This window comes from Blastococcus sp. KM273129, from assembly GCF_021698995.1.
GTDB lineage: Bacteria > Actinomycetota > Actinomycetes > Mycobacteriales > Geodermatophilaceae > Blastococcus.
The window spans coordinates 1-15,928 of sequence record NZ_SSXB01000029.1; the positions used below are offsets into that span (position 1 = coordinate 1).

Annotated in this window: 13 protein-coding genes and 1 riboswitch; of the genes, 9 read left to right on the forward strand and 4 right to left on the reverse strand. The window is 74.7% G+C overall.

Going from position 1 to position 15,928, the window contains the following annotated elements; all coding sequences use genetic code 11:
* Positions 1-102: 102 nt before the first annotated feature.
* Positions 103-501 carry a DUF5313 family protein gene (locus E9565_RS10430; RefSeq protein WP_236824907.1) on the reverse strand — a complete coding sequence of 133 codons (399 nt, stop codon included), beginning with the start codon at positions 499-501 and terminating at the stop codon, positions 103-105.
* Positions 502-565: 64 nt separating this feature from the next.
* On the opposite strand from E9565_RS10430, the gene rarD reads away from it, so the two are divergent.
* From rarD to E9565_RS10455, 5 genes are all read left to right on the forward strand, one after another.
* Positions 566-1,483, forward strand: coding sequence for an EamA family transporter RarD (gene rarD, locus E9565_RS10435; protein ID WP_236824906.1), 918 nt, complete (start codon positions 566-568; stop codon positions 1,481-1,483).
* Positions 1,484-1,664: 181 nt separating this feature from the next.
* Positions 1,665-1,940, forward strand: a complete 276-nt coding sequence (locus E9565_RS10440) for a DUF3263 domain-containing protein (protein ID WP_236824905.1) — start codon at positions 1,665-1,667, stop codon at positions 1,938-1,940.
* Positions 1,941-1,999: 59 nt separating this feature from the next.
* Complete coding sequence (locus tag E9565_RS23190) at positions 2,000-3,319, forward strand: LytR C-terminal domain-containing protein (RefSeq protein WP_236824904.1); 1,320 nt, start codon at positions 2,000-2,002, stop codon at positions 3,317-3,319.
* Positions 3,320-3,396: 77 nt separating this feature from the next.
* Positions 3,397-6,270: an alpha/beta fold hydrolase gene (locus tag E9565_RS10450; protein ID WP_236824903.1), complete on the forward strand. Its 2,874-nt coding sequence runs from the start codon at positions 3,397-3,399 to the stop codon at positions 6,268-6,270.
* Positions 6,267-7,145: an ABC transporter permease gene (locus E9565_RS10455; protein WP_236824902.1), complete on the forward strand. Its 879-nt coding sequence runs from the start codon at positions 6,267-6,269 to the stop codon at positions 7,143-7,145. Before E9565_RS10450 ends, E9565_RS10455 begins: the two co-directional genes overlap by 4 nt.
* Before the next feature lie 178 nt (positions 7,146-7,323).
* Here the strand turns inward: E9565_RS10455 and E9565_RS10460 are convergent, their stop codons facing one another.
* Positions 7,324-8,145 carry an HAD hydrolase family protein gene (locus tag E9565_RS10460; RefSeq protein WP_236824901.1) on the reverse strand — a complete coding sequence of 274 codons (822 nt, stop codon included), beginning with the start codon at positions 8,143-8,145 and terminating at the stop codon, positions 7,324-7,326.
* Positions 8,146-8,203: 58 nt separating this feature from the next.
* Positions 8,204-8,338, forward strand: a riboswitch (SAM riboswitch).
* Positions 8,339-8,350: 12 nt separating this feature from the next.
* Between E9565_RS10460 and thrC the strand changes: the two genes are divergently transcribed.
* The 3 genes from thrC to groL all read left to right on the forward strand — a co-directional run bounded on the left by thrC (position 8,351) and on the right by groL (position 11,903).
* Positions 8,351-9,652, forward strand: coding sequence for a threonine synthase (gene thrC, locus E9565_RS10465; protein WP_236834977.1), 1,302 nt, complete (start codon positions 8,351-8,353; stop codon positions 9,650-9,652).
* Between the two features lie 175 nt (positions 9,653-9,827).
* On the forward strand, positions 9,828-10,028 hold the full coding sequence (locus E9565_RS10470; protein WP_040337424.1) for a cold-shock protein: 201 nt from the start codon (positions 9,828-9,830) through the stop codon (positions 10,026-10,028).
* Between the two features lie 246 nt (positions 10,029-10,274).
* Positions 10,275-11,903, forward strand: a complete 1,629-nt coding sequence (gene groL / locus E9565_RS10475; protein ID WP_236824899.1) for a chaperonin GroEL — start codon at positions 10,275-10,277, stop codon at positions 11,901-11,903.
* Positions 11,904-12,115: 212 nt separating this feature from the next.
* On the opposite strand, the gene E9565_RS23195 is transcribed toward groL, so the two are convergent.
* Positions 12,116-14,194, reverse strand: coding sequence for a chitobiase/beta-hexosaminidase C-terminal domain-containing protein (locus E9565_RS23195; RefSeq protein WP_236824898.1), 2,079 nt, complete (start codon positions 14,192-14,194; stop codon positions 12,116-12,118).
* Between the two features lie 230 nt (positions 14,195-14,424).
* On the opposite strand from E9565_RS23195, the gene E9565_RS10485 reads away from it, so the two are divergent.
* Entirely contained in the window at positions 14,425-15,222 is a 798-nt protein-coding gene (locus E9565_RS10485) for a DUF72 domain-containing protein (protein WP_236834979.1), read from the forward strand.
* Positions 15,223-15,231: 9 nt separating this feature from the next.
* Here E9565_RS10485 and E9565_RS10490 read toward each other — a convergent pair whose 3' ends face one another.
* Positions 15,232-15,894: a hypothetical protein gene (locus E9565_RS10490; RefSeq protein WP_236834981.1), complete on the reverse strand. Its 663-nt coding sequence runs from the start codon at positions 15,892-15,894 to the stop codon at positions 15,232-15,234.
* Positions 15,895-15,928 lie beyond the last annotated feature (34 nt).

Consider the following 15,928-nt stretch of genomic DNA (forward strand, 5'->3'; position numbering starts at 1 on the left):
GACCAGCTGCGGCATTCCCATCGCACACCCCTCACCTCAGGGTGTGAACGATGTCCCGAGACAGGTGTGCACGATGTCCTCAACTCAGACACCCTCGTCGGCTCAGTCGAAGCTCCCCGCGCCGTCGCGCCGGTAGGGGGAGAGCCGCTCCACCCGCGCCCGCTCGGCCCGCTCCGCGCGCAGGCGCCCCGCCGTCCCCGGCGGGTAGCCGGCCTTCACCACCCGGTGCTCGGTGGTCTCGACCATGTAGGCCAGCGAGAACAGCAGGCCGAGCAGCAGCCCGCCGCCGGCCGCGGCGACCCGGTAGGCCAGCGGGACGGGGACCAGCAGCAGGCAGACCACGATCAGGGGCAGCAGCTGCACCACCGCCCGGGCCAGCTGCCGCCACACCCAGGTGCTGCGGGTGGTGTCCTCCAGGACCCACGGCGCCAGCTCGCGGGGCAACCCACCGCCGTACGCGTACCAGACCCACTGCAGGGGGCCGGGGCGCTGAGAGCTCACGCTGAAACGGTAGGCCCGTCCGGTCGGCTGCGGCCGGTCCCGGGCGCGGGCGTACGGTGCCGCCGTGGACGAGCGTCGCCTGGGGGTGGTCTCCGGCCTCGGCGCCTACGCCCTCTGGGGCATCTTCCCGCTGTACTTCCCGCTCCTGGAGCCCGCCGGCGGCCTGGAGATCGTGGCCCACCGGGTGCTCTGGTCGCTGCTGTTCGTGGCATTGCTGCTGACCGCCGTCCGCCGGTGGGGGCACGTGCGCGCCGCCGTCGCCAGCCCGCGCACGCTCCTCGTCCTGGCCGGCGCGGCGGTGCTGATCGCGACCAACTGGCTGATCTACGTCTACGGGGTCAACTCCGGCCAGGTCGTGGAGACCTCGCTCGGCTACTTCATCAACCCGCTGGTGAGCGTGCTCCTGGGCGTGGTGGTGTTCGCCGAGCGGCTGCGGCCCCTCCAGTGGGTCGCCGTCGGCATCGCCGCCGTCGCCGTCGTGGTCCTCACCGTCGACTACGGGCGCCCCCCGTGGATCGCCCTCGGCCTGGCGCTCTCCTTCGGCCTGTACGGGCTGATGAAGAAGCTCGTCCGCATCGAGGCGGCTCCGGGGCTGTTCCTGGAGACGACGCTGGTGGCGATCCCGGCCGGCGCCGTCCTCGCCGTGCTGCACGCCGGGGGCACGGGCACGTTCGCCAACGCCGGCACCGGGCACGCCTTCCTGCTGGCCAGCGCCGGGGTGGCGACGGCGGTGCCGCTGCTGCTGTTCGCCGCAGCGGCCCGGCGCATCCCGCTCTCGACGGTGGGGCTGCTGCAGTACCTGACCCCGCTGATGCAGCTGGCGATCGGCGTCTTCGTCTACGACGAACCCATGCCGCCGGCCCGGCTGGCCGGCTTCGTCATCGTCTGGGTGGCGCTGGCGGTCTTCACCGCCGACACGTGGCGGCACGCCCGGGCAGGGGCGCGCCGGGCGGCCCGCGACGCGGTGGTCGCCACCCCCTGACGGCGCTGCCGGGTCCGCCGCGGCGCGTGGGCCGGGAACGTCGGTGGACGGCGCTACCGTCGTGCCCGAGCCGCCGGGAGCGCCCGGCCGGCGGAGCAGCTCAGGAGATGGTCCGACGATGCACAGCGACCCAGCCCCCGTGGTCTCCCCGCCCCGGGTCGACGGGTCAGGGGACAGGCCCGTGCCGGCCGGCGCCGCCGGCCTGTCGCGGCGGGAGCACGAGATGCTCGGTTTCGAGCGCCAGTGGTGGCGGCGCGCCGGGGCCAAGGAGACGGCGATCCGCGACCTGTTCGACACGACGCCGACCCGGTACTACCAGGCGCTCAACGCCCTGGTCGACCGGCCGGAGGCGCTGGCGGCCGACCCGCTCCTGGTCCGGCGCCTGCGCCGGCTGCGGACGGCGCGGCGTCGGACGCGCTCGCCGCAGATCCTGGGCAACGGGAATGACATGGATTAGATTTGCTCACCGTGGGCAGGCACGCGGCGTCAGGCAGTGACGGAGTGGCGCAGGGGCACGTGTCGCCGCCCGCCGGGCGGCGCCGCACCGACGCCCCGGACGGCTCCCTCCCCGGTGCCGGCCTGAGCGACCACCCCACTGCCCCCGGGCGCGATCGCCGCGGCCCCCGGCGCGACGTCGTGGCCGGTGCTCCCGGCGAGGCGGGGCACCAGGTCTCCCGCTCCCGGCTGCCGCTGCCGCCCGTGCCGGCCGCCGCGCGTGCCGCCGCCGGTCCCGCGCCGGTCACCCCCCGCGCCGCGGGCGTCCCGGGCCCGCAGACCAGCGCCGCCCCGTTCCGCGCGGTGCCCTCGCCCGCCCCGGCACCGGCCGCTTCTCCCGCGGGCCCGACGGCGCTGCTGGTCGACGACGAGCCGCTGGCCACCACGGGCCCGACCCGTGGGTCGGGCCGCAGCGCCCCCGTGCCGCGCGTCCCCCGCGTGCCCCGGCAGACCACCCCGTCCGGCGCGCCGTCGTCCTCCTACGGCGACTGGACCAAGCCCTCGCGCACCGACGACACCGGCCGCTCGCGGCTCGCGCCGGCGGTCCTCGAGTCGCCGGCCACGACGGCGATCCCCGAGCGGGACATCAGCGCGCGGCGGGCCGACGCCGCCTCCGACGACGACCTCGGCCACGACGGCCACGACGACGACGGCCACGACGACGACGGCTACGACCTCGACGCCGAGGTGGCGGCTCCCGCGCCGGGCGGGGCGGAGGTCAAGGGCGGCCGCGCCGCCTACCGCGCCGAGCGGCAGGCTGCCGACGCCGCGCGCCGCAAGGCGGCCAGGCGCAACGGCACCCCCGAGGTGCTCTTCGACGACGAGCCCGAGCGCAAGCCGCGCCGCGTGCTCAAGGGTCTGGTCGCCATGGCCGTCGTCGCCGGCGCGGTCCTCGGTGTCTACACGGTCACCGCGCCGGAGAAGGAGGAGGCCGCCGCGGCCGCGCCCGCTCCCGCCAGCGTCCCGACCGTCGCCGTCCCGACCGCCGCCCTCCCGCCGCTGCCGGAGAGCCCCGTGGTCGTCGAGCCGGCGATCACCACCCCGGTGCGGGTCCCGGTCACCGTCCTCAACGCCACGAGAATCACCGGCCTCGCCGCCAAGATCTCCGGCGCCGTCGTCGCCGGTGGCTGGGAGTCGCCCGGTGTCGGCGCCTACCCGGGCACCGACGTCTCGGCGACGACCGTGTACTTCACCGAGGGCGACGAGCAGCAGCGCCAGGCGGCGCTGCAGCTGATCGAGCAGTTCCCCGAGCTCGCCGGCCCCGCGCCGCGCTTCTTCGAGGTGGCCGACGTCCCGGCGCCGGGGCTGGTCATCGTCGCCACGGGCAACTGGCAGCCCTGACCCGGGCCGGGGCCGCTCCCCGGAACACCGGACGGCCCCCGGCCGTTGGGCCCGTCGTGCGTTCCCTCCGCGGGCTCGTGCGTCCCCGCCCGCGCCCCGGTGCGCGCGCCGCGGCCGCCGCCCTGCTCGCCCTCGCCCTGCCGGCCGGCCTGCTCGCGCTCGCGCCCCCGGCGGGCGCCGCCGAGGTGCGCACGGAGGAGGCCCGGGTGCCCTCGGGCTCCGGCGAGGACGCCGTCGAGCTCGACACCACCCTGTACCTGCCCGGCACCGACGAGCCCGCGCCGGCGGTGGTGCTCGCGCACGGCTTCGGCGGCAGCAAGCGCTCGGTCGCCGACGACGCGGCGGACCTGGCCGACCGCGGGTACGTCGTCCTCACCTACTCGGCCCGCGGCTTCGGGGAGAGCACCGGGCGGATCGGGCTCAACGACCCGCGCTACGAGATCGCCGATCTCTCCACGCTGCTCGACCTGCTGGCCGAGCGCGAGGAGGTCGAGCTCGACGCCGAGGGCGACCCGCGGGTGGGGGTGGCCGGCGGCTCGTACGGCGGGGCGCTCGCCCTGCTCGGCGCGGCCTACGACGAGCGGGTCGACGCCATCGCGCCGCAGATCACCTGGCACTCGCTGACCGCGTCGCTCTTCCCGTCCCAGACCGGCGACCTCGTCGCGGACACGGTCGCCGCGGTGCCGCAGACGGAGGCGGCCGGCGTCTACAAGCAGCTGTGGTCCGGGCTGTTCTTCGGGATCGGCTCGGCCTCGGGCGGCCTGCTGGACGCCCTCGGCGGCGGGGCCGGTGGGGCCGGCGGTGGCGCGCTGCCCGCCGGCCTGCCCGAGCGGCTGCTCGAGCAGGCCGCCGCGGACCCGGAGGCCGCCGAGCTGCTGCTCACCTGCGGCCGCTTCCGCCTCGAGGTGTGCGAGGCCTACCAGGCGGCCGCCTCCACCGGCACGCTGACGCCGGAGGTCGCCGCGGTGCTCGACCGCAGCAGCCCGGCCGGCGTCCTCGACCGGATCGACGTGCCGACGCTGCTGGTGCAGGGCACCCAGGACTCGCTGTTCGGGCTGGGCCAGGCCGACGCGAACGCGCGGGGGATCGCCGCGGACGGGACCCCGGTCAAGGTGGTCTGGTTCGCCGGCGGCCACGACGCCTCGTCGTCGGACGGGCAGGTGCAGGACCTGCGCGACCACGTCGCCGGCTGGTTCGACTGGCACCTGCGGGGGCAGGGCGAGGACCCCGGCACGGGGTTCGAGTTCCCCGCCCCCACCGGCCTGGGCACCACGGTCGGGCGGGTCCAGGGCGGCGGCCGGGCCGTCGCGGCCGAGGTCTACCCCGGGCTGGACGGCGCCGAGCCGGCCACCCGCCGGGCGGTGACCGTCTCCGGCCCCGTCCAGCCCGTCGTCACCCCCGCCGGTGGCACGCCCGCCGCGCTCACCACGCTGCCCGGGCTCGGGGCGCTGACCTCCGCGCTCGGCGGCAGCACCGCGGAGATCCCCGGCCAGTTCGCCGCGTTCGACAGCGCCCCGCTGGAGGCCCCGGTCGAGGTCGTCGGCGCCTCGACGATCGACCTCGCGGTGGCCTCGCCCAGCGGCAGCGCCACCCTCTTCGCCAAGCTCTACGACGTCGGCCCGGACGGCGCGACCACGCTGCCCGGCGGGCTGGTGGCGCCGCTCGCGCTCACCGGCGTCTCCACCGACCCGACCGCCCCGACGCGGGTCAGCGTCACGCTGCCGGGCATCGTGCACCGCTTCGAGACCGGGCACACCATGCGCGTGCTGGTCTCCTCCACCGACCAGGCCTTCGCGCTGCCGGCCGAGGCGGCGGTCTACTCGGTCGGGCTGGCCTCGGACACCGCCCCCAACGGCGTCTCCGCGGGTGAGGCGACGCTGGCCGCCCCCGAAGTGGAAGGCCGCAGCGAGGCCCCGACCGGCGCCTCCCGCTGGTGGGTGCTGCTGGCCGTCCTCGCCGGCCTCGGGCTGCTGGGCTGGCTGTCCGCCCGCTGGTGGGGCAGGCGCCGCGACCGGCGGATCTCGCAGGTGGAGCCCGACGGGGAGGACGTCCCCCTGCGCTTCACCGGCGTGACCAAGGCGTACAAGGACGGCTTCGTCGCCGTCCGCGACCTCTCCTTCGAGGTGCGGCGCGGCCAGGTGCTCGGCCTGCTCGGGCCCAACGGGGCCGGGAAGACGACGTCGTTGCGCATGCTCATGGGGTTGATCCGGCCCACCGACGGCCGGATCAGCATCTTCGGGCACGCCGCCGGCCCCGGTGCCCCGGTGCTGTCCCGGCTGGGCTCGTTCGTGGAGGGCACCGGCCTGCAACCGCACCTCTCCGGCCGGGACAACCTGACCCTCTACTGGGCCGCCACGGGCCGCCCGGCCGAGGACGCGCACATGGAGGAGGCGATCGAGGTCGCCGGCCTCGGCGCGGCGATCGACCGGCCGGTGCGCCGGTACAGCCAGGGCATGCGCCAGCGGGTCGCGATCGCCCAGGCGATGCTCGGCCTGCCCGACCTCCTGGTGCTCGACGAGCCGACCAACGGGCTCGACCCGCCGCAGATCCACGCCATGCGCGAGGTGCTGCGCAACTACGCCGCCACCGGCCGCACGGTCATCGTCTCCAGCCACCTGCTGAGCGAGATCGAGCAGACCTGCAGCCACGTCGTCGTGATGGCCAAGGGGCAGAAGATCGCCCAGGGCACCGTCGAGGAGATCGTCGGTGCCGGCGGTTCGGTGCTGGTCGGCCTGGCCGACGACGCCGACACCGACCGGGCGGTCGCCGTCCTGTCGGGCCTGCCCGGCGTGACCGCCGGCCGCACGGACGACGGCCTGGTGGCCGAGCTCGACGGCGTGCGGCGGGCCGACGTGCTGCAGGCGCTGGTCTCGGCGGGCGTCGCCGTGGAGCAGTTCACGCCGCGTCGCCGGCTGGAGGACGCCTTCCTGGCGCTGGTGGGGGAGTCATGACGACGGGCACCGAGCAGCACGTGCAGCCGACCGGGGCGGTCGCCGGGTACCGGCCGGAGCGGACCCTGCGGCTCCCGGTCGAGCTGCGCCGGCAGTTCAAGCGCCGGCGCACCCTGGGCGTCTTCGCGCTGATGGCCGCGCTGCCGCTGGTCCTGATCGCCGCCCTGCAGCTGGGGGCCGACGAGGAGGCCGCGGAGAACGCGCGGATCAACCTCGTCGACGTCGCGACGGCGAGCGGGCTGAACTTCACGTTGTTCGTGCTCTTCGCGACCACGGGCTTCTTCCTCGTCGTCGTCTACGCGCTCGTCTTCGGCGACACCGTCGCCAGCGAGGCGCAGTGGGGGTCGCTGCGGTACGCGCTGGCCACCCCGGTCCCGAGGGCGCGGCTGCTCCGGCAGAAGTGGCTCGCCGCGTTCGTGCAGGCGGTCGGCGCGCTGCTGACGCTCGCGGTGGTCTCGGTGGTGGCCGGGGGCATCGCGTTCGGCTTCGGCGACATCACCACACCGGTCGGCGTCGGCATCGACCAGGGCGAGGGCATGCTGCGGCTGGCCGGCATGCTGGGCTACCTGGCGGTGCACCTGCTCACCGTCGGCGCGCTGGCCTTCTGGTTCTCCACGATCACCGACGCGCCCCTGGCCGCCGTCGGTGGCGCCGTGTTCACCGTCGTCGTCTTCGCGATCCTCGACGAGGTGGAGCAGCTCGGCGCGATCCGCGACTGGTTCCCGCTCGCGGAGGCCTACGCGTGGACCGACCTGCTGCAGACGCCGGTGGACTCCGGGGACCTGTTCCGCGGGGTGGTGCAGGCGCTGGTCTACGCCGCCGTCTTCACCGCCCTGGGCTTCCGCCACTTCGCCCGCCGCGACGTCACGTCGTAGCTGCCGCCCCACCGGGCGACACCGTCCCTGCGCGCGGCCGGGCCGCGAGCCCCGGGCCGGCTGACGGCCCCTCCCCGCCGGGCGTCCTCCCCGCGGGAGTGGCGCTCTGCCCCGCCGGAGTGGGCAGAGCGCTGCTGGGGCCGGGTCACCCCTGGCTCCAGGCCCGGCGGCGGCCCGCTCACAGCGACGCGCGCACCGCCTGGGCCCAGCCCTCGCCCATGGCCCCGGCGGTCACCGAGGCGTTGGGGACGGCGGCCAGCGCCTCGGCCATGCCGTCGACGGCGGCCCCGTTCGCGGTGATCCACAGCCGGCCCACCGCCGGCGCCATGTCCAGGTCGCTGACGCTGTCCCCGATGGCCACGGCGTCGTCGGGGGAGAGCCCGCGGCGCTCCAGGTCCCAGGCGATCGCCGCGCCCTTGGAGATGCCGCGCGGCATCAGGTGGTAGACCCGCGGCGGGGCGGCCTCCTCGGCCAGCCCCATCCACGGTGCGGCGGGGATCGCGCCGTTGTCCTTGAGCGTCAGCCAGCCGGCCCCGCGCTCGGCCAGCCACGCGTCCACGGCGAGCGCGTCCACCCGGCCGCGGAGCAGCGCGTCGGTGGCGTGGGTGGCGTGCCACGGCGCGTGCCACTCCAGCCGCCCGGGGTGCGCGGCGACCAGGTCCTCGACGACGCCGAGCTCGGCCATGACGTCCATCGGGGTGCGCTCCCCGTACTCCTCGGGCAGCGCGCCCCGCAGCCGGTGGGTGTTCCGCCCGGAGCCCCAGCCGATGGTGGCGCCCAGCTCGGCGATGGCGCCGTCGGCGGCGAAGATCCGCGCGGCCTCGACCACCTGCTCGTAGGTGCGGCCGCTGACCAGCACCAACGCCGTCCCCGCCCGGTGCAGGTCCAGCAGCGCGCCGGCCGGCCCGTCGGTGAGGTCCCGTCCCGCCGTGTGCCAGAAGGAGCCCCGCGGGCCCACCATCGTGCCGTCGAGGTCGGTGTAGACGACGCGCGCGCTCACCGGCCCATCCTGTCCCGCCGCCGGGCGCGCGCCGCGACTGGGTAGAGTCCACCCCGTTCACTCATCCAGAGGGGCAGAGGGACACGGCCCGACGAAGCCCCGGCAACCGCCGCCTGCCGCGCTCCGCGCGACGGGCGGGAGGTGCCAATTCCGTCCCGCGCGGCTCGACGGCCCGCAGCGGGGAAGATGAGGAGGTAGTCGTCGCATGACCCTCACCGCTCCCGGATCGCTCCAGGCCGACTCCGCTGCCGGCGGCCCGGTGCCCCCCTGTCCCGCGCGCGGGCTGGTCTGCCGCAACTGCGGCGCCACGTTCGGGCTCATCGCCCAGCACGCCTGCGCCGAGTGCTTCGGCCCGCTGGAGGTCGACTACGACCCCGAGCTGATGAAGGCCGTCACCCGCGAGCAGATCGAGGCCGGCCCGCAGAACATCTGGCGGTACGTGGCCCTGCTGCCCGTGGGCCAGGACCCGGCCGACCGCGTCTCGCTCGACCCGGGGATGACCCCGCTGGTCCGCGCCGACCGCCTCGCCGCCGAGCTCGGCCTCACCGGCGGGCTCTGGGTCAAGGACGACTCGGCCAACCCCACCCACTCCTTCAAGGACCGCGTCGTCAGCCTCGCCGCGACCGCCGCCAAGGGCCTGGGCTACAAGAAGATCGCCGCCGCCTCCACCGGCAACCTGGCCAACTCCGTGGCCGCGCACGCCGCCCGCGTCGGCCTGCCCTCGTTCGTCTTCATCCCGAGCGACCTGGAGCCCGGCAAGGTCGTGCAGTCGGCGGTCTACGGGCAGACGCTGGTCGCCGTCGACGGCTCCTACGACGACGTCAACCGGCTGACCAGCGAGCTCGGCGAGACCGACGAGTTCGAGGACACCGCCTTCGTCAACCAGAACGTCCGGCCCTACTACGCCGAGGGCTCCAAGACGATGGGTTACGAGATCGCCGAGCAGCTGGGCTGGCGCATCCCGGCCCAGGTGGTCATCCCGATGGCCTCCGGCTCGCTGCTCACCAAGGTGGACAAGGCGTTCCGCGAGCTGGCGGCGGCCGGCATCGTCGAGGCCACCGAGTGGACGATCTTCGGCGCGCAGTCGGCCGGCTGCGACCCGATCGCCACCGCGTTCGACAACGGCTGGGACGTCGTCAAGCCGGTGAAGCCCACCGGGATCGCGAAGTCGCTCAACATCGGCAACCCCGCCGACGGCCCCTACGCGCTCGACGCGATCCGGCGCACCGGCGGCGCGGTCGCGCGGGTGGGCGACGACGAGATCGTCCAGGGCATCCGCGACCTGGCCCGCACCACCGGCATCTTCGCCGAGACCGCCGGCGGGGTGACCGTCGCGGTGCTCCGCACGCTGGTCGAGAGCGGGCGGCTCGACCCGGCGAAGGAGACCGTCGTCCTCAACACGGGGGAGGGGCTGAAGACCCTCGACCCGCTCGAGCCCGTCGTCGGCCCGACGCACCGGGTGGACCCCTCCCTCAGGTCGGTGCGGGCCGCCGGGCTCATCGGCTGAGGCCGCGGTCGCCCGATCCGGCAACACGATGGCGGGGAAGCTCTTGCGCCCGGCCGCCGCTGATGTACCTTCTCGCGCGGATCCAGTTCCATGTTCGTGATATGCGGGCGGAAGAGCTAGGCCCGGTCTCCCGATCCAGAGGGACCGTCCGCACGCACGAAACGTGGGAGCACACGTGGCACAGGGCACCGTGAAGTGGTTCAACGCCGAGAAGGGCTTCGGCTTCATCGCCGTCGACGGCGGCCAGGACGTCTTCGTCCACTACTCGGCCATCCAGATGGACGGGTACAAGAGCCTCGACGAGGGTCAGCGCGTCGAGTTCGAGGTCGTCCAGGGTGCCAAGGGCCCCCAGGCCGACGCCGTCCGTAGCGCCTGAGGACCACCCAGCAGCACCGATCGGAGGCCCGGTCCCCCCAGCGGGGGGCCGGGCCTCCGGCGTTCCTTGCACTCACCCGCCCCGAGTGCCAGACTCGGGCCTGGCACTCGTACCCTTTGAGTGCCAATCAGGTCGGTCGGTGAGGCACCGGCGCGCGGGCCGAAGGAGCGCCCGCACCGCTGGTGTCGTCCGTCGCGGGCGCCGCACCCGGCCGTGCAGCGATCAACGCATGGAGGACATCACCACATGGCCAAGATGATCGCCTTCGAGGAAGAGGCGCGCCGCGGCCTCGAGCGGGGCATGAACACCCTCGCCGACGCCGTCAAGGTGACCCTCGGCCCCAAGGGCCGCAACGTCGTCCTGGAGAAGAAGTGGGGCGCCCCCACGATCACCAACGACGGTGTGAGCATCGCCAAGGAGATCGAGCTCGAGGACCCGTGGGAGAAGATCGGGGCCGAGCTCGTCAAGGAGGTCGCGAAGAAGACCGACGACGTCGCGGGTGACGGCACCACCACCGCCACCGTGCTCGCCCAGGCTCTCGTGCGCGAGGGTCTGCGCAACGTCGCCGCCGGCGCCAACCCGATGGCCCTCAAGAAGGGCATCGAGAAGGCCGTCGCCTCGGTCAGCGAGTACCTGCTCTCCACGGCCAAGGACGTCGAGACCAAGGAGCAGATCGCCGCCACCGCGTCGATCTCCGCCGCCGACCCCGCCATCGGCGAGCTCATCGCCGAGGCGATGGACAAGGTCGGCAAGGAAGGCGTCATCACCGTCGAGGAGAGCAACACCTTCGGCCTCGAGCTCGAGCTCACCGAGGGCATGCGCTTCGACAAGGGCTACATCTCGCCCTACTTCGTCACCGACGCCGAGCGCATGGAGGCCGTCCTCGACGACCCGTACGTGCTCGTCGTCAACAGCAAGATCAGCTCGGTCAAGGACCTGCTCCCGCTGCTGGAGAAGGTCATGCAGTCGGGCAAGCCGCTGGCCATCATCGCCGAGGACGTCGAGGGCGAGGCCCTCGCGACCCTGGTCGTGAACAAGATCCGCGGCACCTTCAAGTCCGTCGCCGTCAAGGCGCCGGGCTTCGGTGACCGCCGCAAGGCCATGCTCGGCGACATCGCCATCCTCACCGGTGGCCAGGTCATCAGCGAGGAGGTCGGCCTCAAGCTCGACACCGCCGGCCTCGAGCTGCTGGGCCGCGCCCGCAAGGTCGTCGTCACCAAGGACGAGACGACGATCGTCGAGGGTGCCGGGGACACCGACCAGATCGCCGGCCGGGTCAACCAGATCCGCAGCGAGATCGAGCGGTCGGACTCCGACTACGACCGGGAGAAGCTGCAGGAGCGCCTGGCCAAGCTGGCCGGTGGCGTCGCCGTCATCAAGGCCGGCGCCGCGACCGAGGTCGAGCTCAAGGAGCGCAAGCACCGCATCGAGGACGCGGTGCGCAACGCCAAGGCCGCCGTCGAGGAGGGCATCGTCGCCGGTGGTGGCGTCGCCCTCGCGCAGGCCACGGCCGTCGCGTTCGACAAGCTCGAGCTCGAGGGCGACGAGGCGACCGGTGCCAACATCGTGCGCGTCGCGCTCGAGGCGCCGCTGAAGCAGATCGCCATCAACGCCGGCCTCGAGGGCGGCGTCGTGGCGGAGAAGGTCCGCAACTCGGAGACCGGCTGGGGCCTCAACGCCGCCACCGGCGAGTACGTGGACCTCGTCGCCGCCGGGATCATCGACCCCGCCAAGGTGACCCGCTCGGCGCTGCAGAACGCCGCCTCCATCGCGGCGCTCTTCCTCACCACCGAGGCCGTCATCGCCGACAAGCCGGAGAAGTCCGCTCCGGCCATGCCCGGTGGCGACGGCGGCATGGGCGGCATGGACTTCTGAGTCCGACCACCTAGCACCACCTCCGGCAGGGGCCGGTCCGCGCGAGCGGGCCGGCCCCTGTCGGCGTCTTCGGGGCGGCCGCCGCACGAGAGGCGCCAGATCGGTCGGCGCACGAGGCGTCGGAGCCCGATGTGCCGCAGCTCGTGGTCACCCCAGCACAAGGCCGGGGGCCCGCCACCGTGTGGTGACGGGCCCCCGGGATGTGCGACGGGTCAGCGCACCTCGACCGGGAAGGGGCCGGAGACCCCGCCCTCGCTCGACTTGACCCAGATCTCGGTCGGCGCGGTCGCCGGAGCCGGGTCGACGGTGATCGCCCAGGCGCCGACGGCCTCGGGGGCCTCGATCGGACCGACGACACCGGTCGGGTACCCGGCGATCGGGTTGAGCGCCGGCCCGGTGCCCGCGGTGTTGGTGCGGTGCACCGTGATCGTCGCGCCGGGCACGGTGCCCGACCCGTCGATCCGGAACTCGTCGCCGGTCCGGAACTGGGCCAGCCCGATCGCGATGTCGTCACCGACGACCCGGTGGTTCACCGGCGCCGACAAGGTGCTGTACGGCGTCGTCGTCCCGGTGCGGGACTGCACCCGGAACAGGTACCGCTGGCCGTCCGCGCTCTTGGCCAGGCCAGTGACGTCCGCCGTGGTGCCCGTGACGATGACGTCGTGCTCGGGCATCGGCGTGACCGTGAGTGCCGTCGTGGCCGTCGCATCGGTGCGCAGGAACACCCGCACCCGGTAGGACACCGCGTCCGGAACGGGGTTCCAGCCGAGGCTGACCCGGCCCTGCGGTGCGGCCGGGTCGGGACCCGCGCCGCTGGTGCTGGTGATGGCCAAGCCCGTGGGCGTGACCGCCTCGGCGACCGGGGCGGGCGACACGAGGCCGGAGGCGTGCGTGGCGTTGCCGGCGGCGTCGATCACCGCGATGGCGACGGCGGTGTTGTCGGCCGTGATCGGGATCGGCTGCTGGTACAGCACCGCCGTGGAGGACGGCACGTTGCCGCCTTCCTCCGTGGTGACCGCCGAACCGTCGACCGTGTAGTAGATCGTGCCCTCGTCCGCGGACAGGGTCAGGGTCCGGTTGGGCGCGATCACCGCGGTGGCCGGGTCGAGCACCGGGTCGGTGGTCAGCACGGGTGGGGTGGTGTCGGTCCCGCCGTCCGGGGGCGGCGGCGAGGTGGTGCCGGCGAGGGCGAAGGGAGCGCCCATCTCGGTGCCGACCATCGAGCGGACCTCGATGTCGTACAGCGCGCCGCCGGTGAGCCCGTCCAGGACGACCTGGGTGGCGTCAGCACCCACGCGGTAGCCCTCCTGCCGCTGGGTGGCCTGGTCGACGGCGGTCACGCTGTAGCCGGTGACCGCGTCGCCACCGAGGACCGGCGTCGCGGCGGCCCAGGTGACCGTGGCCGCGGTCCCGTCGGCGTTCCACACCGTGGAGTACTCGCTGACCGGGGGCTTCGCGCCGTCCGGTCCGGGCGGGCAGCCGGGGGCACCGCCGCTGGCCAGGCCGTACTCGGAGAGGGTCAGGCCCAGCTGCTGCTCGACCGTGGTGGCGTCGGCCATCCAGCTCAGCGCGACCGCCTGGCCCTCGAACACCAGCTGCTGGTCCGAGGCCGACATGTCGGCGAACGTCACGGAGAACTCGCCGTTCGCCGCGGTGCCGGAGACCGTGTAGCCGGTGGGGACCTCGTCGGGCACCTCGTTGGGGCTCCAGCCGATGGCCCGCTCGCCGATGGCGCCCTCGTCCCGCATGGTCGGGTTGACCACCTCGACGGCGAAGCGGTCGAGGCTGACCTCGGGGCCGTAGGTGCCGCTGATCGTCACGGAGTTGGCGTTGCCCTCGACCGGGTCGCTGGCGGTGATCTCGGTGATCTGCGCCGAGCTGACCGTCATGCCGTCGACCAGGGGGGACCCGCTGAAGGACACCGACACCTCGTCACCGGCCTGCAGGTCGGGCGTGACGTCGGTGAAGCAGCTCGCCGAGTCGTGGTTCCACTCCCGGAAGCCGGTGTTGTCGACCTCGCCGGTGGCGGTCCCGACGACCTGGCCGCCGCGCCGGACGGTGACGGTCGCGGTCTGGCCGGCCTGGGCGGTGTAGCCCTCGATCGCGATCATGTCCCGATCGGGGAAGACCTCGATGTTGCCCGGCCCGGTCGGCGGCGTGCCGGCGCTCGCCACACCGGCGAGGGTCGTCACGACCCCCGCGGCGGTGACGACGGCGAGGCCGCCCGCCAGCGCGGCGCGGCGGGCTCTGGTGGTGGGGGTGCGGAGCGCTCCGGCCGCGGAGGAGGACACCGGTCCGGTCCCTCCTCCGCGACCACGCTCGGTGGTCGGTCCTGTCCTGGTCATGGCTGTCTCCGCAGTGAGCAGTGGTCGCCTCGGTCGAGGGAACGTGCTCACGGTTGTGGAGCCGGGTGGCGCGAGGCAGCCGAGGGGTGGGGGCCGGGCACCCCCCAAAAGGGGAGGGCGGCGCCCGGCCCCCGCAGCCGACGTTCAGGCCCCGTCGCGCCGGGTAGCCGCTCCCCGTGGCGGTGATCATCGGGACCTCGGGGTGGCAGTACCGCGACTGGCGCGGCGCCTTCTACCCGCCCAAGCTGCCCCAGCGCCTCTGGCTGGAGCACTACGTCCAGCACTTCGCCACGGTCGAGAGCAACAACGCGTTCTACCGGCTGCCCGAGCGGGAGACGTTCGAGAAGTGGCGCGAGCGCACCCCGCCGGACTTCCGGTGGGCGGTCAAGGCCAGCCGCTTCCTCACCCACATCAAGCGGCTGCGCGAGCCCGAGGAGCCGGTCGCCCGCCTGATGGGCCGCGCCGAGGGGCTCGGGCCCAAGCTGGACACGGTCCTGCTGCAGCTGCCGCCCACGCTGAAGGCCGACCCGGAGCTGCTGCGCGACTGCCTGGCGCAGTTCCCGGCCGGCGCCCGGGTGGCGGTCGAGCCGCGGCACGAGTCCTGGTGGACCGACGAGGTGCGCGCCCTGCTGGAGCGCTACGGCGCGGCGCTGTGCTGGGCCGACCGCGACGAGCGCCCCGTGGCGCCGCTCTGGCGGACCACCGGCTGGGGCTACCTGCGGCTGCACCACGGGTTCGAGGGCTGGGGGTACCGCCCGCAGACCCTGCAGCTGTGGGCCGACCGGGTGGTGGCCGCCCACGGGGACGACGACGTCCTCGTCTACTTCAACAACGACCCCGGCTGCGCCGCGGTCATCGACGCGGTGCGTTTCGCCGAGGCGGTGCGCCGCGCCGGGGGGACGCCCACCCGCGTGCCCACGGCCGCCGAGGCGACGGGCCTGGCATGGGCACCGGTGGAGGTCCCCCCGGGCTGACCCGACCGGTCAGTTGCCGCCGCGCCCCTGCTTGCCCCGGCCCTGGTCGGCGGGCTGCGCGGTGCCGGCGCCGTCAGCCTGCTCGACCGGCTCCTCGACCGGGGTGGGGACGCCGCGGGTGGCCTTCGCCGCGTCGCGGGCGGCCTTCTCCGCCTCCCGGGCCGCGTCCCGTGCGGCCTTCTCCGTGTCGTGGGCCGCCTGGCGGGCCTGAGCCGTCGCCAGTGCTCCCTGGGCGTGCTCGTCGGCGTGCGCGATGGCGTTGTCCAGGCCGCGGAGCCCGGTCTCCTCCGCGCTGGTCTCGTCCTCGGTGGTCTCGTCCTCGGGCGCGCCGTCCTCGGTGGTCCCGTCCTCGGTGGTCCCGTCCTCGGGCGCGCCGTCCTCGGTGTCCCCGTCGTCGACGACCTCCGGGTCGGCGGTGTCCTCGGTCGCCTCCACGTCGACGTCCGTGGCGCCGTCGGTCGTGGCGTCGTCGTCCGAGCTCGGGAGCTCGAACGGCGTCACCGTCTCCACCGTGCCGGCGACGGCGTCCTGCACCGGCGTCGGCAGGACGCCGACGGCGCCGGCGCCGGTGACGCCGGCGGTGGCGATGCCGACGCCGGTCGCCACCTGGGCGACCGTGCTCGCGCCGGCGAACTTCGCCGCCAGCGCGGCCAGACCTTCGAGCAGTGCCATGGGTGTCGTCCCCTCGGGAGGATGGCCGTCGGTA